The organism is Nocardioides sp. Z38_18, assembly GCF_058215695.1.
This window is the reverse complement of sequence record NZ_JBZAJE010000002.1, coordinates 679,136-701,850: the sequence shown is the minus strand read 5'-3', so window position 1 is coordinate 701,850 and position 22,715 is coordinate 679,136. Positions and strand designations below refer to the sequence as shown.

The 22,715-nt window shown below is 71.0% G+C and carries 26 protein-coding genes; 18 read left to right on the top strand and 8 right to left on the bottom strand.

The genetic code is table 11. From position 1 onward, the window contains the following. The first annotated feature begins 58 nt into the window (after nucleotides 1-58). From AC4BGC_RS14525 to AC4BGC_RS14515, 3 genes are all read left to right on the top strand, one after another. Nucleotides 59-226, top strand: coding sequence for a DUF3117 domain-containing protein (locus AC4BGC_RS14525; RefSeq protein ID WP_297606155.1), 168 nt, complete (start codon nucleotides 59-61; stop codon nucleotides 224-226). Between the two features lie 82 nt (nucleotides 227-308). Beyond that, nucleotides 309-1,859 (top strand): leucyl aminopeptidase family protein, encoded by a 1,551-nt coding sequence (locus AC4BGC_RS14520; RefSeq protein ID WP_490556388.1) that lies wholly within the window; start codon nucleotides 309-311, stop codon nucleotides 1,857-1,859. Further along, nucleotides 1,856-2,215 carry a hypothetical protein gene (locus tag AC4BGC_RS14515; RefSeq protein WP_490556387.1) on the top strand — a complete coding sequence of 120 codons (360 nt, stop codon included), beginning with the start codon at nucleotides 1,856-1,858 and terminating at the stop codon, nucleotides 2,213-2,215. The genes AC4BGC_RS14520 and AC4BGC_RS14515 overlap by 4 nt, the downstream gene beginning before the upstream one ends. Nucleotides 2,216-2,264: 49 nt before the next feature. Here AC4BGC_RS14515 and AC4BGC_RS14510 read toward each other — a convergent pair whose 3' ends face one another. Next, nucleotides 2,265-2,903, bottom strand: a complete 639-nt coding sequence (locus AC4BGC_RS14510; RefSeq protein WP_490547714.1) for an O-methyltransferase — start codon at nucleotides 2,901-2,903, stop codon at nucleotides 2,265-2,267. Nucleotides 2,904-3,135: 232 nt separating this feature from the next. On the opposite strand from AC4BGC_RS14510, the gene sigE reads away from it, so the two are divergent. Genes sigE through AC4BGC_RS14495 form a run of 3 tightly spaced genes read left to right on the top strand, consistent with a single transcriptional unit; the run spans nucleotide 3,136 to nucleotide 5,653 of the window. Beyond that, nucleotides 3,136-3,756, top strand: a complete 621-nt coding sequence (sigE, locus tag AC4BGC_RS14505) for an RNA polymerase sigma factor SigE (protein ID WP_490556386.1) — start codon at nucleotides 3,136-3,138, stop codon at nucleotides 3,754-3,756. Next, nucleotides 3,756-4,235, top strand: a complete 480-nt coding sequence (locus AC4BGC_RS14500; protein WP_490547716.1) for a hypothetical protein — start codon at nucleotides 3,756-3,758, stop codon at nucleotides 4,233-4,235. Before sigE ends, AC4BGC_RS14500 begins: the two co-directional genes overlap by 1 nt. Before the next feature lie 5 nt (nucleotides 4,236-4,240). After that, nucleotides 4,241-5,653 (top strand): S1C family serine protease, encoded by a 1,413-nt coding sequence (locus AC4BGC_RS14495; protein WP_490556385.1) that lies wholly within the window; start codon nucleotides 4,241-4,243, stop codon nucleotides 5,651-5,653. Between the two features lie 33 nt (nucleotides 5,654-5,686). On the opposite strand, the gene AC4BGC_RS14490 is transcribed toward AC4BGC_RS14495, so the two are convergent. The 4 genes from AC4BGC_RS14490 to AC4BGC_RS14475 form a co-directional block, all read right to left on the bottom strand. Continuing rightward, a complete protein-coding gene (locus AC4BGC_RS14490; RefSeq protein WP_490547718.1) occupies nucleotides 5,687-6,013 on the bottom strand; it encodes a sec-independent translocase in 327 nt (108 codons plus the stop codon). Nucleotides 6,014-6,019: 6 nt separating this feature from the next. Further along, nucleotides 6,020-7,183 (bottom strand): Mrp/NBP35 family ATP-binding protein, encoded by a 1,164-nt coding sequence (locus tag AC4BGC_RS14485; RefSeq protein ID WP_490547719.1) that lies wholly within the window; start codon nucleotides 7,181-7,183, stop codon nucleotides 6,020-6,022. Beyond that, on the bottom strand, nucleotides 7,180-7,689 hold the full coding sequence (locus tag AC4BGC_RS14480) for a DUF1003 domain-containing protein (RefSeq protein ID WP_490548451.1): 510 nt from the start codon (nucleotides 7,687-7,689) through the stop codon (nucleotides 7,180-7,182). The genes AC4BGC_RS14485 and AC4BGC_RS14480 overlap by 4 nt, the downstream gene beginning before the upstream one ends. 78 nt (nucleotides 7,690-7,767) lie before the next feature. Further along, nucleotides 7,768-9,015 (bottom strand): magnesium transporter MgtE N-terminal domain-containing protein, encoded by a 1,248-nt coding sequence (locus tag AC4BGC_RS14475; RefSeq protein WP_490547720.1) that lies wholly within the window; start codon nucleotides 9,013-9,015, stop codon nucleotides 7,768-7,770. Between the two features lie 78 nt (nucleotides 9,016-9,093). Between AC4BGC_RS14475 and AC4BGC_RS14470 the strand changes: the two genes are divergently transcribed. The 7 genes from AC4BGC_RS14470 to AC4BGC_RS14440 all read left to right on the top strand — a co-directional run bounded on the left by AC4BGC_RS14470 (nucleotide 9,094) and on the right by AC4BGC_RS14440 (nucleotide 15,444). Then, complete coding sequence (locus AC4BGC_RS14470) at nucleotides 9,094-9,792, top strand: phosphocholine cytidylyltransferase family protein (protein WP_490556384.1); 699 nt, start codon at nucleotides 9,094-9,096, stop codon at nucleotides 9,790-9,792. A gap of 6 nt (nucleotides 9,793-9,798) precedes the next feature. Beyond that, complete coding sequence (locus tag AC4BGC_RS14465; protein WP_490556383.1) at nucleotides 9,799-11,367, top strand: LicD family protein; 1,569 nt, start codon at nucleotides 9,799-9,801, stop codon at nucleotides 11,365-11,367. Continuing rightward, a complete protein-coding gene (locus AC4BGC_RS14460) occupies nucleotides 11,355-11,603 on the top strand; it encodes a DUF6752 domain-containing protein (protein ID WP_490556382.1) in 249 nt (82 codons plus the stop codon). Before AC4BGC_RS14465 ends, AC4BGC_RS14460 begins: the two co-directional genes overlap by 13 nt. Before the next feature lie 16 nt (nucleotides 11,604-11,619). After that, nucleotides 11,620-12,771 carry a hypothetical protein gene (locus tag AC4BGC_RS14455; RefSeq protein WP_490556381.1) on the top strand — a complete coding sequence of 384 codons (1,152 nt, stop codon included), beginning with the start codon at nucleotides 11,620-11,622 and terminating at the stop codon, nucleotides 12,769-12,771. Nucleotides 12,772-12,902: 131 nt separating this feature from the next. Next, entirely contained in the window at nucleotides 12,903-14,102 is a 1,200-nt protein-coding gene (locus tag AC4BGC_RS14450; protein WP_490547725.1) for an acyl-CoA dehydrogenase family protein, read from the top strand. 44 nt (nucleotides 14,103-14,146) lie between these two features. After that, nucleotides 14,147-15,169, top strand: coding sequence for a hypothetical protein (locus AC4BGC_RS14445; protein ID WP_490556380.1), 1,023 nt, complete (start codon nucleotides 14,147-14,149; stop codon nucleotides 15,167-15,169). 89 nt (nucleotides 15,170-15,258) lie between these two features. After that, complete coding sequence (locus tag AC4BGC_RS14440; RefSeq protein ID WP_490556379.1) at nucleotides 15,259-15,444, top strand: DUF5302 domain-containing protein; 186 nt, start codon at nucleotides 15,259-15,261, stop codon at nucleotides 15,442-15,444. A 23-nt stretch (nucleotides 15,445-15,467) separates the two neighbouring features. Here AC4BGC_RS14440 and AC4BGC_RS14435 read toward each other — a convergent pair whose 3' ends face one another. Continuing rightward, on the bottom strand, nucleotides 15,468-15,683 hold the full coding sequence (locus AC4BGC_RS14435; protein WP_490547728.1) for a DUF6752 domain-containing protein: 216 nt from the start codon (nucleotides 15,681-15,683) through the stop codon (nucleotides 15,468-15,470). Continuing rightward, nucleotides 15,680-17,227 (bottom strand): LicD family protein, encoded by a 1,548-nt coding sequence (locus tag AC4BGC_RS14430; RefSeq protein WP_490547729.1) that lies wholly within the window; start codon nucleotides 17,225-17,227, stop codon nucleotides 15,680-15,682. Before AC4BGC_RS14430 ends, AC4BGC_RS14435 begins: the two co-directional genes overlap by 4 nt. A 136-nt stretch (nucleotides 17,228-17,363) precedes the next feature. Here AC4BGC_RS14430 and AC4BGC_RS14425 point away from each other — a divergent pair, with 136 nt between their 5' ends. The 4 genes from AC4BGC_RS14425 to AC4BGC_RS14410 all read left to right on the top strand — a co-directional run bounded on the left by AC4BGC_RS14425 (nucleotide 17,364) and on the right by AC4BGC_RS14410 (nucleotide 20,160). Beyond that, the gene (locus AC4BGC_RS14425; RefSeq protein ID WP_490547730.1) at nucleotides 17,364-17,897 is read left to right on the top strand and encodes a MaoC family dehydratase; all 534 of its coding nucleotides are present in this window, start codon (nucleotides 17,364-17,366) and stop codon (nucleotides 17,895-17,897) included. Nucleotides 17,898-17,931: 34 nt separating this feature from the next. Next, a complete protein-coding gene (locus tag AC4BGC_RS14420) occupies nucleotides 17,932-18,597 on the top strand; it encodes a DUF6758 family protein (RefSeq protein WP_490547731.1) in 666 nt (221 codons plus the stop codon). A 91-nt stretch (nucleotides 18,598-18,688) separates the two neighbouring features. After that, nucleotides 18,689-19,447, top strand: coding sequence for a ParA family protein (locus tag AC4BGC_RS14415; protein WP_490547732.1), 759 nt, complete (start codon nucleotides 18,689-18,691; stop codon nucleotides 19,445-19,447). A gap of 2 nt (nucleotides 19,448-19,449) precedes the next feature. Then, nucleotides 19,450-20,160, top strand: coding sequence for a L,D-transpeptidase (locus tag AC4BGC_RS14410; RefSeq protein ID WP_490556378.1), 711 nt, complete (start codon nucleotides 19,450-19,452; stop codon nucleotides 20,158-20,160). Between the two features lie 75 nt (nucleotides 20,161-20,235). On the opposite strand, the gene AC4BGC_RS14405 is transcribed toward AC4BGC_RS14410, so the two are convergent. Continuing rightward, entirely contained in the window at nucleotides 20,236-21,663 is a 1,428-nt protein-coding gene (locus AC4BGC_RS14405; protein ID WP_490556377.1) for a DEAD/DEAH box helicase, read from the bottom strand. A gap of 237 nt (nucleotides 21,664-21,900) precedes the next feature. On the opposite strand from AC4BGC_RS14405, the gene AC4BGC_RS14400 reads away from it, so the two are divergent. Beyond that, nucleotides 21,901-22,656, top strand: a complete 756-nt coding sequence (locus AC4BGC_RS14400) for a ferritin-like fold-containing protein (protein WP_490556376.1) — start codon at nucleotides 21,901-21,903, stop codon at nucleotides 22,654-22,656. Nucleotides 22,657-22,715 lie beyond the last annotated feature (59 nt).

The window sequence follows — 22,715 nt, the reverse complement described above, 5'->3', positions numbered from 1 at the left end:
AATAATGCGTCTTGTTGGGCGCGTCCTGCGCACGGAAGACATGGGAAGAGGTGTGCACATGGCGGCCATGAAGCCCCGAACGGGTGACGGCCCGCTCGAGGTCACCAAGGAGGGTCGAGGCATCGTGATGAGGGTTCCCCTCGAAGGCGGTGGCAGGCTCGTGGTTGAGCTCAACAAGGACGAGGCAACCGCCCTGGGTGATGCACTCAAGGACGTGGTCGGCTGAGGCCGACTCCCGAACACCGCCGAAGCCCCCGTTGCCCCGCAGGCCCACGGGGGCTTCTGCGGTGTTCCGTTAGGGTCTAGACGTGTCGTTGCCACCCCAGGTCTCCCCGCCCACGTTCACGCTCTCCGGCCTTGCGCCCTCCCGTCTGGAAAGGGCCGGCGTCGTCGCGGTGCCGGTGCTCGCGCGGGCAGGTGGCGTCGAGCTCGGGCCCGGTGCGGCCGAGCTCGCCGACGACCTCGGCGTCGACCTCCTCGACCTGCTCGCGGCCAACGGTGCCACCGGTGAGCCCGGCGAGGTGACCGAGCTGCCGGTCACGCGCACCGCGGACGGTGCCGCGCCGGCCTTCTCCCGCGCGCTGCTGGTCGGCGTCGGCGACGCCGGCCCCAAGGACGTACGCCGCGCCGGGGCATCCCTGGCCCGGCAGACCCTCAACGCGGAGAACGTGGCCTCCTCGGTCGCCTGCGTGGGCGGCCGCGAGGTGATGGCTGCGTTCGTCGAGGGCGCCACCCTGGGCGCCTTCGGGTTCTCGATGCGTCGCGACGGGCCCAAGGACGTCCCGGCGAAGCAGATCGTCCTGTGCCTGACCGAGGGCGACGACGACTCCACCACGGCCCTGCGGCGTGCCGTGGCCACCGCCGGCGCCACCTGGCAGGCGCGCACGCTGGCCAACGTCCCCGCCAACATCAAGACCCCGGCATGGCTCGCGGACCAGAGCGTGACCGCAGCGGAGGCAGCGGGGCTCAAGGCCACCGTCCTCGACGAGACCCAGCTCGCCAAGCGCGGGTTCGGTGGGATCATCGGCGTCGGCCAGGCCGCCGCAGCGCCGCCGCGCTTCGTCCAGCTCGAGTACAAGCCGGCCGGCTCCTCGGGCCGCGGTGCCCGCAAGGCCAAGCACGTCGTGCTCGTCGGCAAGGGGATCACCTTCGACAGCGGCGGCCTCTCGATCAAGCCGGCCCAGTCGATGGTCACCATGAAGCGCGACATGACCGGCGCCGCCGTCGTGGCCGCCGTGATGACGGCGCTGCCGGAGATCGACTGCCCGGTGCGCGTCACCGGCCTGCTCGCGATCGCCGAGAACGCCGTCAGCGGCAACTCGATGCGTCCCGGTGACGTGATCACGCACTACGGCGGCCGCACCACCGAGGTCACCAACACCGACGCCGAGGGCCGCCTCGTGCTCGCCGACGGCCTCGCCTACGCCGTGGACAAGCTCGCACCCGACGTGCTCGTCGACGTCGCCACCCTGACCGGTGCGGTCAAGGTGGCGCTCGGGGAGCACCTCGGCGGCCTGTTCAGCAACGACGACGGGCTCGCCGGTGCGCTGGACTCCGCCGGGGCCCGCTCCGGGGAGCCGGTGTGGCGGCTCCCGCTGAGCGCCGAGTACGAGTCGAAGCTCAGCTCGAAGATCGCCGACGCCGACAATGCGCCCGGGGGACCGGGTGCGATCACCGCCGCCCTGTTCCTCCAGCACTTCGTCGCCGGCCTGCCCTGGGCCCACCTCGACATCGCCTCGGTCGGGGACGCCCCCAAGGACCGGTTCGAGTGGACGGAGGGTCCGACCGGGTTCGGTGCCCGACTCCTGCTGGACTGGCTCGCCCAGCCCGAGCCGCTCGGATCGGTGGGGTCGGCATGAGTGCGGTGCAGAAGTCGGCCCTGACCGTGCGCTGGTCACTCGCCGGTGCCCCGGACGGGGCGGAGCAGGAGCTGCGCGACTACGTCGCCGAGACCTCGCACGCGCGGTTCGAGGGACTCGAGGGCCTGCGGTTCAAGACCTGGCGGATGCGGACGGGCGAGTGGTTCGAGGGGTGCTACGTCTTCGTCGACGACGCGGCGCGCGCCGGGTTCCAGGAGTCCTTCACCGCGGCCGCGGACGACTCGCCGGCCTCGAAGATGATCGGCTCCGGGCCGGTCCTGATCGAGGCGTGCGAGGTCGTCGCCATCGCGGGCGGGCCCGAGGGGTTCGTCTCGACGGCGTCGTACGACCGCTGAGTCACCTGCTGAGCGACGTGCTGGAGGCCCCGGTGGGCCGACCGGAGGCCTAGACCTCCGCGGTCCACACCTTCTTGGCCACCAGCAGGCCGTCGCCCACGGGGAGCAGCACCGGCAGCAGCCCTTCGTGCTCCTGCACCGCCCGGCCGAGCTCGCGGATCGCGACGGTCTCGGCGTCCCGCTGGGCGGGGTCGGCCACCCGGTCGTGCCACAGGGCGTTGTCGAAGGCCACCACGCCGCCGGGACGCAGCAGTCGCAGCGCCTCGGTGAGGTAGTCGGAGTACTCGTGCTTGTCCCCGTCGCAGAACACCAGGTCGTAGTGACCGTCGGTCAGGCGCGGGATCACCTCGAGGGCGGCGCCCGGGATCAGCCGGAAGCGCTGGGAGGCGATCTTGTCCTCGGTGAAGCCCTGTCGGGCAAGGCGCTGGTGCTCGGCCTGGGTGTCCACAGAGGTGAGTACGCCGTCGGGCCGCATGCCGCGCAGCAGGTAGAGCCCCGAGACGCCGGTGCCGGTGCCGATCTCGACGACGGCCCGCGCCTCGAGCACGGAGGCGAGGAAGCGCAGCGTGGCGCCCCCGCCGGAGCCGATCGGGACGACCCCCACCTCCTGCGAACGCGCTCGCGCGTTGGTCAGGACCTCGTCCTCCGCGACGAACTCCTCGGCGTAGGTCCAGCTCGCGGGCTTCATTGGCGTGACGATGACGATCTCCTGACGTGCGTTGTGGATGGGTCGGACCTTACCCTCCGCGGCTGTGCAGCCTGCGCAGGCACGACCCGGGAGGCCCGCGCACGACCGCGAGGGAACGAGGCACGGGAACAAAGTGGGAGTGGCGGTTCGTTCTCGCTCACGTGGAACAACCTTGGGCCTCCTGCTGGCTTGCGCTCAGCCGCGTCTCAGAAAACCTCCCTAGCGTGGATCCATGGTGACTTCCTCAGACGACCACTCCGGCCAGACGCCAGCCGGTGAGCTCGACCCGCAGCTCACGTGGGAGCAGATCGTCACCGACCACTCCGCCCGGGTCTACCGGCTCGCCTACCGCCTCACCGGCGACCGGCACGACGCCGAGGACCTGACCCAGGAGGTCTTCGTCCGGGTGTTCCGCTCGCTGCACACCTACACGCCGGGGACGATGGAGGGCTGGTTGCACCGGATCACCACGAACCTCTTCCTCGACCACGCCCGGCGCAAGCAGCGGATCCGCTTCGACGCCCTCAGCGACGAGGCTGCCGGCCGGCTCCCGAGCGCGCTGCCCACCCCCGACGTGGCGCAGCTCGACCGGATGTTCGACGCCGACATCGAGAGCGCGCTCACCTCGCTGGCCCCGGAGTTCCGTGCCGCCGTGGTGCTCTGCGACGTCGAGGGACTCAGCTACGAGGAGATCGCCGACGTGCTCGGCCTCAAGCTCGGCACCGTGCGCTCCCGCATCCACCGCGGCCGGGCACAGCTGCGCGCCGCGCTCTCCCACCGGGCGCCGCGTGCCGGCCGCACCCGGTTCGCCGGCCCCCGCATCGGACAGGACCTCGCCGGGCGGGTCACCTGATGTTCTCGTTGAGCGGTCACCTCGGAGCCAAGACCTCAGCACTCGTCGACGGCCAGCTCTCGGCTGCCGAGGAGGAGCGTGCCTGGTCGCACGTGATGACCTGCCCCGGGTGCCGCCGGCTCGTGGAGCGCGAGGGCTGGGTCAAGCGCCAGGTGGGCTCGTTGTCCCACCCCGGCAGGCTGGACCCGCCCGAGGAGCTGCTCGGCTCGCTCTACGCGGTCGACGCCTGGGCGACGGTGGACCGGATCGAGCGGCAGTCCCGGCGGCGGCGTACCACCGTGGCCGTGGTGGGCGGCGGTGCCGTGGGTGCTTGCGTGCTCGGGCTGCTGACCGTCACCGGGGGTTCCGCCGCGAGACCCGACGTCCCGGCCCGCCCCTCGCCGGCGATGATCCGCGGGGACCTGCCCCGCACCCCGGTGGGGTCGCCGACCGGTGGCGAGACCGACACGGCGCCCACATGGAGCCGTAGGTCAAGATAGGCATCGTGAGCCACAACGAGCCCGACGAGCCGACGACGCCGCAGTCCCCCTACTCAGGGCAGTGGCAGCAGCAGCGCTCCGGCCAGGCAGGCCCGGCCGGGGACCCCGGCCCGTGGCAGGGCCGCCCCTTCGGCCAGTCCCCGTCCCAGGTCCCTTCCCAGGCCCCTTCTGGACCCCCCTCGAGCAGCCCGTACCCGCCGCCGCCCGGCCAGCAGCCGGGCCGCCCGGTCGGGCCCCCGATGGGCGCGTACTACGGCCAGCAGCAGCCCCCGACCCATCCCGGCTACCCCTCCCCGACGCAGGCCTTCCCCGTCCAGGAGCGGCCGGCCCGCAGCAAGGTCCCCGGCTGGCTGTGGCCGGCCGTCGCGGTGATGGCGCTCGTGCTGGGCGCCAGCGGGGGCGCCCTGGCGGCGGCCCTCGTGGTCAACGGCACCGACGGCCCCGGGGCGGTGCTGCGCGTCGAGCGGCGTACGGCGACGCCCCTGCCCGCCGACAACGCGAGCATCGCCGCGGTCGCCGAGAAGGTGCTGCCGAGCACCGTGCAGATCGCCGCGGAGTACAAGGGCAACGCGCAGGGCGCGACCGGGTCCGGGTTCGTGATCGACGACCAGGGCCACATCATCACCAACAACCACGTGGTCGCCGAGGCGGACAAGTCCGAGGGCGCGATCGAGATCATCGACCAGGACGGCAACCACTCCAAGGCCACCGTCGTGGGCCGCAGCACCGTCTACGACATCGCCGTGCTGAAGTCGGAGGCGGCCAAGAAGCTCAAGCCGGCCGCGATCGGCTCGGCCGACCAGATGCGGGTGGGGGAGACGGTCGTGGCGATCGGCTCGCCGCTCGGTCTCTCGGCCACCGTCACCTCGGGCATCGTGAGCGCGATCAACCGGCCGGTGACCACCGGCGACGGCGCCAACGACAACTCCTACATCAACGCCGTGCAGACCGACGCCGCGATCAACCCGGGCAACTCGGGTGGCCCGCTGGTCAACCTCCAGGGCGAGGTCGTGGGCGTCAACTCCGCGATCGCCTCCCTGGGCTCCCAGATGGCCTCGGACCGCGGCGGCAACATCGGCGTGGGCTTCGCGATCCCGATCGAGCAGGTGAAGGTCACCACGACCCAGATCCTGAGCACGGGGGAGGCGCAGTACCCCGTGATGGGGGTCAACGTGAGCCCGACGACCAAGAACGACGGTGCCACGGTCGAGTCGATCACCGATGGGCTTCCGGCCGCCGACTCCGACCTGAAGGTCGGCGACGTGATCCGCAAGGTGGACGGCAAGCCGGTCACCGGCTCGATCGACCTCGTCGTCGCCGTGCGCTCCCACGTCCCGGGCGAGCAGGTGTCCCTGCTGGTCGAGCGCGGGTCACGGACCTTCCAGATCAAGGTCGGCCTGGACTCCAAGACCGGCTGAGCCGAGTCCCGCCCCGAACCCCCGCTGGGTGCCTCAGGTCGCCTCGAGGTCGTACGGCGGACGCTCGCCCTGGGCCAGCACGCGGTAGGGCGGCAGCGGCTCGTCGGCGAGGTCGTCCTCCATCGCCTCCAGGATGTGCTTGCGGATCGCCTGGCGGGGATCGAGGTCGGTCAGCCGGAGGTCGGCGTACTCGGGCCCGAGCTCCTCGCGCAGCTGCGTCTGGGCGCTCTGGGCCAGGTTGCGCATCTGGCGCACGAACCTGCCGGCCTGCCGGGCGAACTCGGGTAGGCGATCAGGACCGAACACCACCACAGCGACGATCCCGATGACCATCAGCTCCGGCAGGCCGATCCCGAACACGGCAGATCAGCCCTTGGCCGTGGGACTCAGCCCGAGCTGCATGCCGGCGAGGCCACGGCCACGGCTGGACAGCGTCTTGGCGATCTGGGTCAGGACCTGGGCTCCGGGCGCCGTCGGGTCGGACTCGACGATCGGCTTGCCGGTGTCGCCGCCCTCGCGCAGGCTCACGTCGATCGGGATCTCGCCGAGCACCGGGACGTCGTAGCCGAAGCGCTGGCCCAGCGTCGCCGCGACCCGGGCGCCGCCGCCGCTGCCGAAGATCTCGAGCCGGTGCTCACGGCCCTCGGGGGTGCAGTGCGGGCAGGGGAGGAACGACATGTTCTCCACGACGCCGATGACGCGCTGGTGCATCATCGAGGCCATCGTTCCGGCGCGCTCGGCGACCTCGGTGGCGGCCTCCTGGGGGGTGGTCACCACGATCACCTCCGCGTTCGGCAGGTGCTGGCCCAGCGAGATCGCGACGTCGCCGGTCCCGGGGGGCAGGTCGAGCAGCAGCACGTCCAGCGCGCCCCAGTAGACGTCGGAGAGCATCTGCACCAGGGCCCGGTCGAGCATGGGTCCGCGCCAGGCCACGACCTGGTCACGGCGCGGCTTGAGCATCCCGATGCTGATCACCGAGACCCCGCTCGGCGTGGGGACGGGCATGATCAGGTCCTCGACCTGGGTGGGGCGGGTGTCGGCGACGCCCAGCATCGCGGGCACCGAGTGCCCGTAGATGTCGGCGTCGACGATGCCGACCCGCAGGCCCTGCTTGGCCAGGGCGAGGCCGAGGTTGACCGTGACCGAGGACTTGCCGACGCCGCCCTTGCCGGAGGCGATCGCGTAGACCTTGGTGAGGGAGTCGGCGGAGGCGAACGGGATCTCACGCTGGGCCTGGCCGCCGCGCAGGGTCTCCTGGAGACCGGCACGCTGCTCCGCGCTCATCACGCCGAGCACCACGTCGACACCGGTGACGTGCTCCACACGGGAGACCTCGGCGGTGACGTTGGTGGTGATCGTGTCCTTCATCGGGCAGCCGGCCACGGTCAGGAGCACCGTGACGCGCACCATGCCGGTGTCGTCGATCTCGACGTTCTCGACCATGCCCAGGTCGGTGATCGGGCGTTTGATCTCGGGGTCGTTGACGCGCGCCAGCGCAGCCTGGATCCTGTCGACGTCGGGGGAAGTCATGTGTCGATCCTACGCGGCGGCGGGGCATTTGCCTCCGGCGAGTCCTCGTCCTCGGCCTCGGTCAGCTCCTCGACCATGTTGCGCAGCTCCGAGCGCAGGAAGTCGCGGGTCGCGACCTCCCCGAGAGCCATCCGGAGGGAGGCCACCTCGCGGGCCAGGAACTCCATGTCGGCGTGCGCCCGGGCGTTGGCCTGACGGTCCTGCTCGTTGATCACCCGGTCGCGCACCTCCTGGCGGTTCTGCGCGAGCAGGATCAGCGGTGCGGCGTACGACGCCTGCAGGCTGAGCATCAGGGTCAGGAAGATGTAGGGGTAGTCGTCCCAGCGCAGGTCCCTCGGCGCGAGCGCGTTCCAGCCGACCCAGAAGATGACGAACAGGGTCATGTAGATCAGGAAGCGGGCGGTGCCCATGAACCGCGCGAACTGCTCGGCGAAGATGCCGAAGGCGTCCTGGCGCACCGTGGGGCGGCGTACGAGACCGTGACGAAGCTCTCGCGGGGTGTCCAGGCGAGCGGCCCGGGAGCGCTCCTCGGGGGACTTCCGCTCGTTCCTGCGGCTCTTCTTCTCAGGCTTCTCCACGTCGACTCACCCCCTTCCCAGCTTGCGGTCGCGCCACCCGTCGGGCAGCAGGTGGTCGAGCAGGTCGTCGACGGTGACGGTGCCGAGCAGGCGGCCGTCCTCGTCGACGACGGGCGCGGCCACCAGGTTGTAGGTGGCCAGGAACATCGAGACGTCCTCGAGGGTGGCCTCGGCGCGCAGGAAGTCGATGCCGGTGTCCAGGACCCCGGCGACCAGCGTGGACGGGGGCTCCCGCAGCAGGCGCTGGATGTGGGCGACGCCGAGCAGCTTGCCCGTCGGGGTCTCCAGCGGCGGGCGGCACACGTGCACGAGCGCGGCCAGGGACGGCGTCAGGTCCTCGTTGCGGACGTGGGCCAGGGCCTCCGCGACCGTGGCGTCGGGAGGCAGGATCACCGGCTCGGGCGTCATCATCCCGCCCGCGGTCTCCTCGCCGTAGACCATCAGTCGCCGGACCTCGGCGGCGTCCTCGGTGTCCATCAGGCCGAGCAGGATCTGCGCGGTCTCGTAGGGCAGGTCGGCGATCAGGTCGGCGGCGTCGTCGGCCGACATCTCCTCAAGGATGTCCGCGGCGCGCTCGGAGTCGAGGTGCTCGAGGATCTCGACCTGGTCCTCCTCGGGCAGCTCCTCGAGCACGTGGGCGAGCCGCTCGTCGTCGAGACCGGCGACGACCTCGCTACGGCGCTCGGGCGGCAGCTCGTGGATCACGTTGGCGGCGTCGGCGGGACGGAGGTCGGCCAGGGCGGCGATCAGGTGCTCGGCGCCCTGGTTGGCCTGGGTCTGGTGCAGGCCCTCGATGTCGTCCCACTCCACGACGTGGGTCTGCGGCCGGCGGCGGAAGCTCTTGGCCCCTTCGGTGATCGCGACCCGGGACAGCACCCAGTCGCGGGTGCGGGCCTGCTCCATCGCGACGTCGAAGACGACGCCCTCCACGCCGGTGCTGCGCACCCGGACCTTCTGGTCGAGCATCTGCCCGACCACGAGGGTCTCGGTGGAGCGCTTCTCGAAGCGGCGCATGTTCAGCAGCCCGGTGGTGATCACCTGACCTGCGTCGATGTTGGTCACCCGGGTCATCGGAGCGAAGATCTGGCGGCGGCCGAACACCTCCACCACCAGGCCCACCACCCGCGGGGCCCGTACGTCGGAGCGCAGCACCACCACGACGTCGCGCACCTTGCCGACCTGGTCGCCCTGGGGATCGAACACCGGCAACCCGGCGAGGCGGGCCGCGAAGACGCGGGTAGGTGTGGTGCTCACGTTGCGGAGCCTAGCCGCTGGCATTGGTAGGTTCAGCGGGATCGTTCGCCCCGAGCAGTGCACCCAAGGAGTTCCTCAGTGGTCAAGCAGGTCGTGATTCTCGCCGCAGGTCTTGGCACCCGCCTCGGCAAGCCGCACCCCAAGCCGCTCACGCCGCTGCGCTCCGGCGAGAGCATCATGCGCCGGGCCGTCAACGCCCTGCGGGGTGCCTACCGGGACGACGTGTTCGTCACGGCGGTCGTCGGGTTCAAGCTCGACCTGGTGATCGAGGCGATGCCGGACATCTCCTTCGTCTACAACGAGGTCTACGACTCCACCAACACCTCCAAGAGCCTGCTCAAGGCGCTGCGGCTCTCCCAGCCCGGCGGCGTGCTGTGGCTCAACGGCGACGTGGTCTTCGACCCCGATGTGCTCCCGCTGATCCAGGAGCACATCGAGTCCGGCCGCAGCTTCGTGTGCGTGAACACCGAGTCGGTCGCCGACGAGGAGGTCAAGTACACCCTCGACGACGAGGGCTACATCAAGGAGCTGTCCAAGGGCGTCGTGGGTGGTCTAGGCGAGGCCGTCGGCATCAACTTCATCTCCTCGGACGACAAGGCGGCGCTGATCAAGCGGCTCGAGGAGGCCGGCGACCAGGACTACTTCGAGCGTGGCCTCGAGCTGGGCATCGAGAAGGACGGCCTGCGGATCGAGGCCCTGGACATCTCCCAGTTCCACATCGTCGAGGTCGACTTCGACGAGGACCTCACGCGGGCCAACGAGTTCGTCGGAGACTGAGCCGCCGTGCCCGACCTGGTGCCGACGCGCGTCTCGGCGGTCGACGACGAGGGAGTGCACCTGTCCTCGACTGAGGACACGGTCGTCGACGTGCTCTTCGACGGGCGGCGGATCTGGTCGTTCTGGACGCAGCGCGACACCGTCGAGGGCGTCGCGCCGTGGCCTCCGATGCTGCGCAAGTTCCTCGAGGGCACCGCGCTCATCTCGGTGGTGGAGCACGTCTCGGGGACGGTGGCTTTCGAGGCCGAGGTGCGGCTCGGCTCGAAGGAGGGCCGGATCTCCGTCGTCGACGGGCAGGGCCGACCGCTCGGCATCGACAAGTCCAACCGGATCGTCACCACGTTCGACACCCGCGACCCCGAGCACACCGCGCCCCTGCTCGACTCCACCGAGCAGCTCCTCGCCGCGCTGCGCGAGGCCGGGGTGGAGGCGTTCCCGGCGTACGGCACGCTGCTCGGCGCCGTCCGCGAGCAGGACTTCATCGGCCACGACAGCGACGTCGACCTCGGCTACGTCAGTCGTGAGACGCACCCGCTGGACGTGATCCGCGAGTCGTTCCGGCTGCAGCGGTTCCTCAAGGAGCGCGGGTACGCCGTCGACCGCTACAGCGCCGCGGCGTTCAAGGTCGACGTCGTCGAGGCCGACGGCACCGTGCGCGGGCTCGACGTCTTCGGCGGGTTCTTCCTCGACGGCCGGCTCTACCTGCTCGGGGAGATCGGGACGCCGTTCGAGAAGGAGTGGATCTTCCCGCTCGGCACCTGCACGCTGGCCGGCCGGACGCTGCCGGCTCCGGCCCGGCCGGAGAAGCTGCTCGAGGCCACCTACGGGCCCAGCTGGCGCGTGCCCGACCCCGCGTTCCACTTCGAGACGCCGCGCTCCACGCACCGCCGCCTCAACGGCTGGTTCCGGGGGATCCGCGTGTTCCGCAACGAGTGGGACGCCCGCTACAGCGGCGTCCGCAACAAGGTGCCCCGCGGCGGGCCCAGCGCGCTGGCCGAGTTCGTGCGCGCCGAGGAGGGCACGCCCGACCTGCTGGTGGACGTGGGAGCCGGCCGCGGCGCCGACGCGCTGTGGTTCGCGCGCCAGGGGGTCCCGACGATGACCCTCGACTTCGCCCACGGCGCCAGCAACGGCGTACGCCGGGTGGCCGAGCAGGAAGAGCTCGACCTGGACGTCTCGTGGGTGAACCTGCACGAGATGCGCTCGGTGCTCGCGCAGGGGTGCCGGATCGCGCGCCGTGAGGGCCGGGTGGTGCTGATGGCCAACCACCTCGTCGACTCCACCGACGCCCGCGGGCTCAACGCGCTCGTGCGGCTCGCGCGGATGTCGCTGGCCGGCCGGGCCGGGACCGGCGGCGGGCGGCTCTACCTCGACTTCGACCTGCTGGCCCCCGGGGAGCGGTACACCCCGACCGGGCGGCGCGACATCGTGCGGCCCAAGGCCCTGGCCGGGGTCGAGCGGGCACTGGTCGAGGGGGGAGCCGATATCGTGCTCAGCACTCAGGTGGAACTCAAAGGCGGTTCCGGGAAACCGGGCCGCCCGGTCGCGCGATTGGTGGCGGAATGGCAGCGGTGAACCGGTCCTTGCGGGCGCGGGCGGTGGAGCGCGTGGCACGCGCCGTGGCGGGAGACCGTCTCGACCAGCTCCAGCGGCGTCTCGAGGCCCTCGAGGCGGAGGTGCAGGAGAACCGCCAGCTGAACATCCGGCTGGCCGAGGTCACCGACCTCGTCGAGCAGCTGCTGCTGCCGATGGCCGCCCGCGACGAGGACAAGATCGCGGCCGCCGTCGAGAAGTACACGCGGACCATGTGAGCGTGCTGGGGGACTGATGACGACCCGGGTCTACCTGCACATCGGCCTGCCCAAGACGGCCACCACCTACCTGCAGTCCATCTTGTGGAACAACCGGGCCTCGCTGGCGGCCCAGGACGTCCACCTGCCCGGCGCGAGCAGGCAGGAGCACCTGTGGAGCAGCCGGATCATCCGCGAGGACCCCGGGTTCGAGAAGTTCAGCGAGCACCGGCGTACGGCGTGGGACCGGCTGCGCGCCGACGTCGCGGACCAGGCCCGCACCGGGTCGGGCGCGGCCGTGATCAGCCACGAGTTCTTCTCCGCGGCCTCCACCGAGCAGGCCGCCCGGATGGTGCGCGACCTGGAGCCGGCGGAGGTCCACCTCGTGGTCACCGGCCGGGAGCCGCTCGGGCTGTTCACCGCGAGCTGGCAGGAGAGCATCAAGAACCGCGAGACCTGGCTGATGACCGACTACAGCCGCACCGAGTCCGAGGACACGACCGCCGTGTGGAACTGGCGGTCCCTGGACATCCGGCTGGTGCTGGAGCGCTGGTCGCCGCACTTCCCGGCCGAGCGGGTGCACGTGCTGCCGCTGCCCGGCGCCGGCGCGCCCAGGCGTGAGATCTGGGACCGGTTCGCGGGCCTGGTCGGGATCGACCCGGACTCCGTCGACCTCAGCCGCAGCTTCCCGAACGCGTCCATGGGGGTGGCGGAGGCCGAGACCCTGCGCCGGATGAACCACCACCTCGAGGAGTTCAACTCCGCGATCGACCGCGGCACCTACATCCGCACGTTCCTCGCCGACGAACGCCTCGTCCCTCGCGGTGGTGAGCCGTTCTTCCCCGAGCCCGAGCGGATCGAGGAGATCCGCCGACGTGGGCAGGCCGCGGTGGACTACGTCGCGGGCCAGGGCTTCCACGTGGTCGGTGACCTCGATGCGCTGCTCGTCCCTGACGAGCTCGCGCCGCGCCGGGAGCCCTCGTCGGTGACCGAGGCCGAGGTGGCCGAGGTGGCGGTCGAGCTGGCGGCCCGGATGCTGCACGACGTGCGTGACCTGCGCCGCGAGCTGCGGCGTCAGCGGCAGCTGCTGGAGAAGAGCCGGCGCATGGAGGATCCCGGCCTGCGGGTGAACCTGGTCCGCAAGTTCCCGGTGCTGCGCCACGTGCTGCTCCGCCGCCGCCGGCCGTGACGTGAGGTTGGTCATGGCATGGTGGAGAACCCACCAGTAGCGTTTGCGCCGACCGCTCTCCGTCGTACGACGGGGTTCCTCACCGTGCCACCGGGACCCCTCGGGCACCACCTGTAAAGGACCCAACAGCCATGAGCCGCCTCTGCGAGACCGAAGGCCTGACCGACATCCAGGAAGAGATCCTCAAGTCGGTCCGAGCGTTCGTCGAGACCAAGATCATCCCGGTGGCGACCGAGCTCGAGCACGCCGACGAGTACCCGACCGAGATCGTCGAGGGACTCAAGGAGCTCGGGATCTTCGGCCTGATGATCCCCGAGGAGTACGGCGGCCTCGGTGAGTCGCTGCTCACCTACGCCCTGTGCGTGGAGGAGATCGCCCGCGGCTGGATGAGCGTCTCCGGTGTGATCAACACCCACTTCATCGTGGCCTACATGCTGATGCGGCACGGCACCGAGGAGCAGAAGAAGAAGTACCTGCCGCGGATGGCCACCGGCGAGGTGCGCGGCTCGTTCTCGATGTCGGAGCCCTCGCTGGGCTCGGACGTCTCCGCGATCAAGACCAAGGCCGTGAAGAACGACGACGGCGGCTACGCGATCACCGGCCAGAAGATGTGGCTGACCAACGGCGGCACCTCCAACCTGGTCGCCGTGCTGGTCAAGACCGACGAGGGCGCCGACTCGGTCTACAAGAACATGACGACGTTCCTGGTCGAGAAGGAGCCCGGCTTCGGCGAGACCGCCCAGGGCATCACCGTGCCCGGGAAGATCGACAAGATGGGCTACAAGGGCGTGGAGACCACCGAGATGGTCCTGGAGGGCCACGAGGTCTCCGCAGACCAGATCCTCGGCGGCGAGCCGGGCAAGGGCTTCTACCAGATGATGGACGGCGTCGAGGTCGGTCGCGTGAACGTCGCCGCCCGTGCCTGCGGCATCGCCAACCGCGCCTTCGAGCTTGCCATCGCCTACGCCCAGCAGCGGGAGACCTTCGGCAAGCCGATCGCCCAGCACCAGGCGGTGCTGTTCCAGATCGCGGAGATGGCGACCAAGGTCGAGACCGCCCACTCGATGATGGTCCGCGCCGCGCGGATGAAGGACCGGGGCGAGCGCAACGACGTCGAGTCCGGGATGGCGAAGTACCTCGCCGCGGAGTACTGCAACGAGGTCGTCCAGCAGTCCTTCCGCATCCACGGCGGCTACGGGTACTCCAAGGAGTACGAGATCGAGCGCCTCTACCGCGAGGCAGCGTTCATGCTGATCGGTGAGGGCACCGCCGAGATCCAGAAGATGATCATCGGCCGCGCCCTGCTCAAGGAGTACAAGCTCAAGAGCTGACGCCGCGGAGCCGCGGCCCGCGTCCCTGACTACTGTGTGGCGACATGGGACAGCGGGCCGTGCTCCACGTCGGGGTGATGAAGTCGGGGACCAGCTACCTCCAGGGGCTGCTGTTCGCGAACAAGGCCGTGCTGGGCCGTCAGGGGGTGCTGGTGCCCGGGCGCAGCTGGGGCGACCAGGTGCGTGCGGTGCAGGACCTGCTGGGCCGTGCCTCGGAGCGCACCGGCGACATCACCGGCTGCTGGGACGCGATGGTGGGGGAGACCCTCGCCCACGACGGCACCTCGGTGATCTCGATGGAGTTCCTCGCCCCGGTGCGCCGCGAGCTCACCGAGCGGCTCGTCGGCACCTGGGACGAGGTCACCGTGGTGATCAGTGCTCGCGACCTCAACCGCCAGCTGGCCTCGATGTGGCAGGAGTCCGTGCGCAACGGCCGGACCTGGACCTTCGCCGAGTACGTCGACGACGTACGCGAGGGGCGGCCGCGCGCCGAGCGGCGGCCCGAGGACGTCACTCCCGCGAGCAAGACCTTCTGGCGCCAGCAGAATCTGGTGCGGCTGTGCCGCAGCTGGTCCGCGGCCGGGGCTCGCGTCGTGCTGCTGACGGTGCCGCCGCCCGGTGCCCCGCGAGACCTGCTGCGTGACCGGTTCCTCTCCGTGCTCGGTACGCCGCCCGACGGGCTGGTCGCGCCCCCCTCGGCCAACGAGTCCATGGGCGCCGCCTCGGCGGTCGTGCTGCGCCGGGTCAACGAGCTGCTCGCGGAGATGGGACTGCCCTTCCCGCAGGGGGAGACGCTGCGCAAGGCGGTGCTCGCGAAGCGGGTGATGTCGGCGCACGCCCGGGCCGAGCCGGTCATCGGCCTGCCGCTGCAGCCCTGGGTGGACGAGCACGCCGCGCGGATGGTCTCCGCGCTGCAGCGGCTCGACGTCGAGCTCGTCGGCGAGTGGGGCGACCTGACCCCGGTCGAGGTCGCGGGCGTCGATCCTGCGGGCCTCGAGGACGCCGTGGTGGCGGAGGCGGCGTGCGCGGCGCTGGCCGGCCTGCTGGCCGAGCAGATCAGGGGCTGAGCGGCGCCGCAGGCGTTAATCGGTCGCCGCGGTGGGTGGACCATGCGAGGCTTGAGGTGTCCGAGTCGCACACTTCAGGAGGAATTCCCATGGGTCAGTCAGAAGGCAACGAGGACATCAAGGCCAGGATGCGTGAGGCCCTGGACCGCAAGCAGGCCAACGACCGCGGCGTTCCCAAGGACCGCCCGGTCAAGGAGAAGGCACACGGCTCCGAGGTCGAGGGTGCCGGTGCGCCCAAGATGCACCGCCGCAAGGCCGGCGGCGGCGGCTCCTGAGCGACGGTCGTCGCCCTGGAGGGCTAGAGCTTCTCCAGGGCGGCGGCGAGGCGCTCGTCGTCGCGGTCCACGGCGGGCACGAGCAGCTCGGTGACGACGTCGAGGACGTCGGAGAGCCGCTCGTTGAGCCGTCGGCACTCCTCGACGGCGCTGCGCAGCTGACGCACCTCCGCGCGCAGCGAGGCGATCTCGGCTCGGCCGGTGACCCGATCGAGTCCCCGGGTCAGTTTCGGGTTCATGTCCAGCTCACTTCCAGTCGGCAGACGATGGGGTTCTCGTGGTCGAGCGGGGCGAGGTCGCGGCCGACGGTCTTGGCCACCACCGTTCCCCCGTGCTCGGCGATCTCGGCCTCGATCGCGGCGACGCGGGCGTAGGTCCGCACGTGCCGGCCGAAGAAGGTGGGCTCGTGGCGGCTCTGCGCCGTGCGGAACTCCAGGAAGGTGTGGCCCCCGGAGCGGCCCACCATCGAGCTGAACCGCCACAGCCCGTCGCGGCCGCTCACGGCCAGCGCGTCGATGAGCCCCCGGGCGTAGACGTGCTTGACCCCGGGCTGGTGGGCCAGCTTGGCCGCCTCGGTGAGGAAGTTGTACGTCGACTCGAGGTTGTAGATCTTCAGGGGGACGTCGACCCCGGCCTTCCTGAGCTTCTTCGCGGCAACGCGACGGGCCGCCCTGGCGTAGTCGCTCCCGGTGACGTCGAACCCCTGCCCCGCCAGCCAGGCCGCGTCGCGGCCGGTGCCCGTGCCGAGCTCGACCACCGTTGCGCCGGGCTCGATCCGGGTCGCCACCCACTGCGCGAACAGCGACGGGGTGTCGGGCACCAGCGCGACCTTGTCCGACTCGTAGAACGCCGACCAGTACCAGTAGCGCAGCCGACTGCCGCGCCACCACTGGGACATCATCTCGACGTTCTCGGCAGGGTGGTCGAAGTGGAAGGCCGGGTCGGGCACCTTCCAGCCGGGACCGTAGGTGTAGGCCAGGAAGGCGTCGGTGTCGCGCGGGGCCGGGAACTCCACGCCCTCGAGCTCGATGGTCCCGAACGGCAGGATCCGGTCGCGGTCGAGCCTGCCGCGCAGCGAGCCGGTGAGGTGGAAGTGGTCGCTGATGTAGAACGAGCCGAACACGTCCACCCCGGCCCGTTTGCCGTTGGGCAGCGGCGCCCACACCTTGAAGTTCGCCGCCGACATCCGCATCACCGACCAGCCGCGCTCGCGCATCTGCCGCTCCGCGCGCCGGCTCTCGCGGATGATGTCGAAGGGGTGGGTGTGCCGGCTCAGCCAGGCGAGGTCGACGTCGGAGTCGTGACCGATCATCTTGCCGTCGCGCACGGCGCCCAGCAGCCCGCCGTAGCAGAGGTAGGCGTCCAGGCCGCACACCTCCACCAGGTCGTCGAGCACCCGGCGCGAGGCGGCCGCCAGCTCGTTGACCGACGCGTCGTCCATCCGGTCGAAGGTGCGCTGGAGGCGCCCGCCCTTGTCGAGGGTGAGCGGGTTGCCGGCGTCGTCGACGAAGCGCAGCGGCGCGGAGGATGAGCCGAAGGTCACGTCGCCCTCGAACCACGCCACCTTGTCCAGGTGCCCCTCGACGCTGACGTGCGCCACCCCCGCGAGGCGTTCCTTGATCGACCTGGGCCAGGCCACCAGCGCCTTGTCGCGGGAGACGACGGCGTCGCGTGCGGGGTTGAACGACCACAGCCGGTCACCGCCGAACCTGACGTCGAGCGGAGTGTCGACGACGTCGCTCAGCTCGATCCCCGTGTCGTCCACACGTGCGGAAAACGTCACTGGCGGGTGCCTCCGGCTGGTCGGGTCCTGGACTGGGAGGAATCTACGGCACACAGGGGGGAGCAGCCGACGGCTCGCTCCCGGCGTGGCAGACTTCGGCAGGTTCGAGGTCGCCGGCACACGAGGAGCACGCAGGATGCAGTTCGGTCGCAGCTACGAGGAGTTCGAGGTCGGAGCCACCTACAAGCACTGGCCAGGCAAGACGGTCACCGAGTTCGACGACCACATGTTCTGCCTGCTCACGATGAACCACCACCCGCTCCACCTCGACGCCAACTACGCCGAGGAGACCACCCAGTTCGGCAAGAACGTCGTGGTCGGCAACTACGTGTACTCGATCCTGCTCGGGATGAGCGTGGCCGACATCTCCGGCAAGGCGATCGCCAACCTGGAGGTGGAGTCGCTGCGTCACGTGGCGCCGACCTTCCACGGCGACACCCTGTACGGCGAGACCACCGTCCTGGACAAGACGGAGAGCAAGAGCAAGGACGACCGCGGCGTGGTCCACGTCGAGACGATCGGCTACAACCAGGACGGCAAGATCGTGTGCATCTTCCGTCGCAAGGTGATGGTCCCCAAGGCCAGCTACCTCGCCGAGCGCGGCGGCGACCAGCCCGGACGCCCGGTGCCCAAGCCCGACAAGTACTGGTCCGGCCCGCAGGAGAGCTGAACCGGCGGGCGGCGGTTCGTCTACCCTCGGTCCCGTGCCGCTCGCCGCGTCGTGTCCCCGCTGCACCTCGCCCCTCACCGGTGAGGAACCGGAGTTCACCTGCCCGGTCCACGGACCGGTGGAGCCGCTGTGGCGCCCCGAGCACGCGGACTACGAGTCCTTCGCCGACCTGGTCGGGCGCAGCGACGACCTGCCCACCTACCTGCCGTGGCCGATGAGTCCCGGCTGGTCGATCGCCGACTTCGGGTGCGTGGGCGAGCCGGGCCGGGTCCGGGCCACCGTCACCACGACGGTGGGCGCCAGCGAGCCCGACGGCGAGGTCGAGGTCACGATCGTCTCCGAGGAGCCGGGCGTCGGCCTGGGGGCCCGGTGCGCCGGGATGCCGTACGACGACCCGGGCCAGCAGGTCGACAACGGCCCGCCCGCGATCCGCGTGCGCGCCGGGGGACGCTCGGTCCCGCTGTGGCTGGTCGTGGACTCCGGTGAGGAGACCCTGCCGATCCAGGTGCCGGCCCGGGAGGACGACATCCTGGTCCGCGCCGTGTTCGTCGGGGAGGCGGAGGGTCGCTGGCTGTGGCTGGTGATGCGGCCCGCCTCCGCGGCACTGCTGCTGCGCGACGAGTGGCTGCTCGCCGACGTGACCGGGTTCGGTCCGGAGGCGCTGGAGATGCCCTTCGGGGGCCCGCGACCCACCTGGTGACCGGTCCAGAGTTCGGACGACGCCACGCCGCGTCATCCGGGGGGTGGAAGACACGCGGCGAATGCCAGGTCGTGCGGCACAATGGCGCGTGATGAACACCCACGTGCTCGCCATCGCCAACCAGAAGGGTGGCGTGGCGAAGACCACCACGGTCGCCTCGCTCGGAGCCGCGCTCGCGGAGCAGGGCCAGAAGGTGCTGCTCGTCGACCTCGACCCCCAGGCGTGCCTCACCTTCAGCCTCGGCATCGACCCCGAGGACCTCGACATCTCGGTCCACCACGTGCTCACCAAGGGCGTCAGCCCCAGCGAGGTGATCATCGAGACCGATGACGGCGTCGACCTGCTGCCGGCCACGATCGAGCTGGCCCGGGCCGAGGCCGACCTGCTCACCCGCACCGGGCGGGAGTACGTCATCCGGTCGGCCATCGAGGACACGCCGGGCTACGATTGGGTACTGCTCGACTGTCCGCCGTCATTGGGGGTGCTCACCGTGGCCGCTCTCACCGCCGCCACCGGGGTCCTGATTCCGTTGCAGTGCGAGACGCTCTCCCACCGGGGCGTCGGCCAGCTGCTCGACACCGTGCACGACGTCAAGCGGTTCACCAACCGCGACCTCACCGTCTGGGGCGTGCTGCCCACGCTCTACGACGGCCGCACCAACCACGCCCGCACCGTGCTGGAGACGATCTCCGAGACCTACGGCCTCGAGGTCCTCGAGCCGCCGATCCCCAAGTCGATCCGGTTCGCCGAGGCGCCGGCCGCGGGACGGTCCATCCTCAAGACCTCGCGCAGCAACAAGGGTGCGCAGGCCTACCGCGACGTCGCGACCGGGCTGCTGGGCAGGGTCTGACCTTGACCCGCAGCCGAGCGCAGCGCCCGCCGCGCCGCTCGGGTGCGCACGCCGGGACCCGGGTCCGCTACGGACGGCTCGCCGCTGTGGCGCTGTCGGTCCTGATCACGCTGGTGAGCGTGCTCGGGGGGACCGGCGCGCTTCCCGAGCAGATCTCCTCGGCGGTCGAGCCCAGGGGCCAGAGCGACGGTCAGGACTCGTCCGGAGGGTCGGTGGCCCGGCTCGCCGACGCGCACCCGAACCGTTCACTGGACCGCCTCGTCCCGCCGGCCGATCCCGACGCAGCCGCCGCCGACCCGGCCCTGCCCGCGGGCAGCGGCAGCGGCAAGCGGGTCGTCTTCGACATCAGCGACCAGCGGGTGTGGCTGGTCGACGCCGCTCGCGAAGGGTCCGAGAAGGTGCTCAGCACCTACCTGGTCTCCGGCAGCGTGCTGGACAACCTGGAGCCGGGGACGTTCGCGGTGTACTCACGCTCGCGCCGGGCCACCGGGATCGACGACTCCGGGGTGATGGAGTACTTCGTGCGGTTCACCCGCGGCGAGAACGCCGCGATCGGCTTCCACACCATCCCGACCAAGGACGGTCGTCCGCTGCAGCAGGCCGAGCAGCTCGGGACGCCGCAGAGCCACGGCTGCATCCGTCAGGCGAGGCGGGACGCGCAGCGGCTGTGGGGCTTCGCGCCTGTTGGCACGAAGGTCGTCGTCACGGACTGAGGGTCTCGGACCGCGTGACCGGGCCGGCCCAGCCGGCCTGGGACCGGGTCGGTGCGACCCGGTCCTGGCCGAGGCTCAGCTGGTCTCCTCGGAGGTCGCGGCGGGCTTGCCGCCACGGGTCCGGCTGCGGCTGCGGTTGCGCTTCTTGGCGGGACGCTCGGCAGAGCCCTCGGCCGACGACGCGGCCTGCCTGCCCTCGCCGGCGGGCTCGGTGGAACCGCCCTGGCTGTTGTTGCTGCTGCGTCCGCGGCCGCCCTGGCCACCCTGGCCACGGCCCCCGTCACGACCGCCGTCACGACCGCCGCGGCCGTCACGCTTGCCGTCGCGACCGCCGCCGCGCCCGTCGGTGCGGGGCTTGCGCTCGATCACGACCTGGCCCTCGGGGATCACCCGGCCCTTGGTGCCCGGCGCGATGCCCTGGTCGTGCAGGAAGTGCTCGGAGCTGGAGTAGGTCTCCTGCGGGTCCTCGAAGGGGAGGTCGAGGGCCTTGTTGATCATCTTCCAGCGGTGCAGGTCGGCCCAGTCCACGAAGGTGATCGCGATGCCGGTGGCGCCCGCGCGGCCGGTGCGGCCGATGCGGTGGACGTAGGTCTTCTCGTCCTCGGGGCAGGTGTAGTTGACCACGTGGGTCACGCCGGACACGTCGATGCCGCGGGCCGCGACGTCGGTGGCCACGAGCACCTGGAGCTTGCCCTCGCGGAACTTGGTCAGCGCCTTCTCGCGGGCGGCCTGCGCCATGTCGCCGTGCAGGGGAGCGGAGCTGAACCCGCGCTCCTCGAGGTCGTCGGCGATCCGCTGCGCCTGGCGCTTGGTGCGGGTGAACACGATCATCAGGTCGGCGCCCTCGGCCTGGAGCAGGCGGCCGATCATCTCGGGCTTGTCGAGGTCGTGGGCCTGGTAGATGAACTGCGCGGTCGCCGGGACCATCTGGTTGTCCTCGGCGGACTCCGCACGGATGTTCATCGGGTGGCGCATGTGGGTGCGGGCCAGGGCCACGATCGCGGCCGGCATCGTCGCCGAGAACAGCATCGTCTGCCGGGTCTCGGGGGTCTGCTTGAGCAGTCGCTCCACGTCGGGAAGGAACCCGAGGTCGAGCATCTCGTCGGCCTCGTCGAGGACGAGCGACTTCACGTGGGAGATGTCGAGCGCCCGGCGGTTCATCAGGTCGATCAGGCGGCCCGGCGTACCGACGACCACCTCGACCCCGGCCTCGAGGGCGTCGAGCTGGCCCTCGTAGGGGACGCCGCCGTAGACGGTCAGGACGCGGATGCCGCGGTCCTTGCCGGCCATGGTGAGGTCCTTGCTCACCTGGAGCGCGAGCTCACGGGTGGGGGCGACGACCAGAGCCTGCGGCTTGCCGGGAGCGGCGAGGTCGTTGAAGTCGGGGTCGTGCTGGGCCACTGCGCGCTGCAGCACCGGGATGCCGAACGCGAGGGTCTTGCCGGTGCCGGTGCGGGCCTGGCCGATCAGGTCGGTGCCCATCAGGGCGACCGAGAGGGTCATCTCCTGGATCGGGAAGGGGGTGACGATGCCGGCTCGTTCGAGCGCATCTGCGATGTCGGGAAGTACTCCGAGCTCTCTGAAGGTAGTCAGGGTTCTGCCTGTTCTGTGTTGACCCGCACAGGCGAGTCGATGGGTTCAAGTATGGGATTCCTGCGCCGCTGGCGAGCCGCCCACAGTGTCGCTGCAAGGGGGCATCAAGCCCGCGGTCCACCGGCAGTCTATCGGTAGGCTGCCGACATGACCGAAACCTCACCTCAGGACGCCTCGCCACCCCCTGCCGTCGAGCAGGGTCCTGAGGGTGATTCCGGACACCAGGATTCGGTCGCCTTCGAGGATCCGGCCTACCGCGCCGCCGCGGTCGACCTGCTCGGAGCGATCACCTACGGGGAGATCTCCGCCTTCGAGCGGCTCGCCGACGACGCCAAGCTGGCGGTGGAGCTCCCCGACAAGCTGGCGCTCGCCAAGATGGCCACCGTCCAGTTCGGCCACGTGGAGCCGCTCCTGGAGCGGATCGCCTGGCTCGGCGCCGACCCGCTGGAGGCGATGGCGCCGTTCGTGAAGCCGTTCGACGTCTTCCACGCCGCCACCGCGCCCAGCGACTGGCTCGAGGGCCTGGTCAAGGCCTACGTGGGGGACGGGCTGGCGGCCGACTTCTACGTGGAGATCGCGGCGTTCCTCGACTCCGGCACCCGCGAGCTGATCGTGGACTCGCTCGCCGACGCCGGCCACGCGGACTTCGTGGTGGCCCGGGTACGCCGGGCGATCGAGCTCGACCACCGGGTCAGCGGCCGGCTCGCGCTGTGGGGGCGCCGCCTGATGGGGGAGGCGCTCTCCCAGGCCCAGCGGGTGGCCGCGGAGCGCGACTCCCTGGCGGCCCTGCTCGCCGGCGGGGTGGACCGGCCGGGGATGGACTTCACCGCGCTGGCCCGGATGTTCGCCCGGCTCACCGAGAACCACACCCACCGGATGGCCGAGCTCGGTCTCGCCTCCTGACCCGCCGCTGACCGCCCGCTGATCCGCCCCGGCCGATCTCGGGCCGATCTCGGGCCGAT